This window comes from Luteibacter sp. P4_E6 (genome assembly GCF_056401535.1).
Genome location: NZ_JBFUJE010000591.1, coordinates 1 through 2,274, shown reverse-complemented (window position 1 = coordinate 2,274; position 2,274 = coordinate 1). Strand labels below are relative to the sequence as shown.

Below are 2,274 nucleotides of genomic sequence, written 5' to 3'. Positions count from 1 at the left end.
CTTCCTCTCCCGAAACTGGTGCGATGGCCAGTTCGTGCATGCCGTGGGGAACAGCGACTTTGGAAAGGACTGCGAAGTGGAAGCGATCTATGCCCGCCTCCGTACCAATCCAGACGTTCCCCTCCCTGTCACGGGTCGCAGGCCAGGCAGATTCGCCGCTCAGGCTGTCGCCGCTGCCAATGGTATCCAGCCGTGACGTGCCGGCGGCGATGAAATGCACACCGTTCTTTCCGGCCGGAATCCATACATTGTCGTCCCCATCGACCAAGAGATTCGTCGCGTCATTGATGGCGGGCATCTCGACGGGTGACAACTGCCCGTCGGTCTTGAACCGGAGAATCTTCCTGTCGTGGGTGCGGGCGTACAAAACGCCCTTGCTGTCCATTTCAAGCTGCATCACCACGATGCCGTCGCGGACCATCCGGGGCGAGTGGCTCGCCTGTTCCAGCGTGTAGATTCCCCGGTTGCCACCAATCCACAGTGTGCCGTCGGGGGCGAACACCCCGGTCTTGAAATCAGTTCCCTGCGGCCCGGACGCAACCGTCTCCCAGCGGTGGTCGCGATAGACGCGCACACCGGCAAGTGAGAAACACCAGACTGACCCGTCCGGCCCCTCCCTGAAGCGTTTCGGCCCGCCAACCATGCCTTCTGCCCGACCGAAATGGGTCAGTTGGCCGTCCTTGAGAAAGTCGACCGCTGCACCGCTGTAGCCAAGCCACATTCCGCCGCTTTTTGGAGCAAAGAGCACGTCTACCTGGGTCGCTGCGAGCGATTCACCAGCCGCCGGCACGAAGTCCTCAAAGGTCCGGCCGTCAAAGCGTGTGATGCCGCGCGCCCCGGCTATCCACAGGAATCCGTCGGAGGTCTGCGCGAACGCGCCGATGTCACTGGGCGCCCCTTCCCGTTTGCCAAACGGCGTGTGCTGAAAGTGGCCGAGGGTGGGTGTTGTGCGCTCAGCCACGGACAGGGCCGACCACATAGAGAGCCACACCATGACCAGGGCCAAGCCCGCGTTGCGTCGCCAACCTGCAGGCAATGAAAAATGGCTGACCATGGCAAAAGTCCCCTGAGTGACGGCCGTCTTTTGGACCATCCATGTGGCGGCTTTGGCCCACAGTATTACCCTGCCAGCACCCGGTCCGATAGTCTCAGTGGCGATGCGCCACCCCGCCATTTGGGGGGGTGTAATGACCGGCGGCTGGCGGTTACGCGAGACCAGGCTGCGGACTACCGTAATGGAAAGCGTCCTCCGGAGCTCTCCATGACGTACGACTCGGTCAACGTTCGTCCCCCTTCCGACAACCTTCTCGTTTCTGCGACAGGCGAGATGGCCGATGCGCCACCAGCGGGCGAGAACTTCGGGGCATGCCTCATCGACGTCTTGTCTGCAGCGCTCGTCAATGCGGACTGGCTGGCTCCAGGAGCGGTGCGACACATGCAGTTGGCCATTGAAGAACTCTCCCCTCCCCGGATGGCGCGCACGGGGCATATCGGCGGTTTGGCCTCGTGGCAGACGCGCCGCGTTGAACAGCTGGTCCAGGACAACATCGACTCGGAGCTGTCGACCAAACGGTTGGCTGAGGTCTGCGCACTCTCGCGCGGGCATTTCTGCCGGGCGTTCAAGCAGACCTATGGGATGCCGCCGCACCGCTGGGTGCAAACGCAGCGGGTGGAGCGCGCCATGGAGCGCCTGTCGAAGGAGTCTTGCACCATCGTCGACGTGGCCATCGACTGTGGCTTCAAGGACCAGTCGCATTTCACCCGGGTGTTCAAGGCACACACACGCATGACCCCCCTCACGTGGCACCGCCGTGCCTTTTATGGACTCTGACGACCTTGCAGCCGCTACACTCGCCCCAACCCGCCGCACCGCATTTCCGGACGCCCATGGATACCGACGCCAGCAGCGAACGTCCTATCCGCATCCTCATTGTCGATGACCATCCGGCCCTTCGGCAGGGTGTGGCGGCGATGATTGGCTTTGAGCAAGACATGGTCGTCTGCGCGGAAGCTGCGACGGGTCGCGCGGCAGTGGAGGAATTCCGGCGCACCAGGCCGGACCTCACCCTCATGGACCTGCAGATGCCCGACATGGGCGGGGCCGAAGCCATCCGGCTCATCCGAAAGGAAGACCCTGACGCGCGCATCATCGTGCTCACGACCTACTCCGGTGACATGCATGCACGTCTGGCGCTGTCGGCGGGTGCGATGGGATATTTGCTGAAGGGCGCCATCCGGGAGGAACTCATCCTCACGCTGCGCGCTGCCTTTGAC

Annotated in this window: 3 protein-coding genes; 2 read left to right on the top strand and 1 reads right to left on the bottom strand. The window is 63.0% G+C overall.

Features of this window, described 5'->3' with window-relative positions; all coding sequences use genetic code 11:
* A partial coding sequence (locus AC1DT2_RS21175) for a ligand-binding sensor domain-containing protein (protein ID WP_477298538.1) occupies positions 1-1,054 on the bottom strand: 1,054 nt, incomplete at its 3' end.
* A gap of 207 nt (positions 1,055-1,261) precedes the next feature.
* On the opposite strand from AC1DT2_RS21175, the gene AC1DT2_RS21170 reads away from it, so the two are divergent.
* Together AC1DT2_RS21170 and AC1DT2_RS21165 are read left to right on the top strand one after the other, a co-directional pair.
* Entirely contained in the window at positions 1,262-1,831 is a 570-nt protein-coding gene (locus AC1DT2_RS21170; RefSeq protein ID WP_477298537.1) for a helix-turn-helix domain-containing protein, read from the top strand.
* Between the two features lie 56 nt (positions 1,832-1,887).
* Positions 1,888-2,274, top strand: a 387-nt coding sequence (locus AC1DT2_RS21165; protein WP_477298535.1) for a response regulator, incomplete at its 3' end; no start/stop codon positions are given.

Excerpts from the sequence above, each read along its gene's own strand:
- AC1DT2_RS21170 (WP_477298537.1), top strand. The coding sequence starts at position 1,262 with ATGACGTACGACTCGGTCAACGTTCGTCCCCCTTCCGACAACCTTCTC.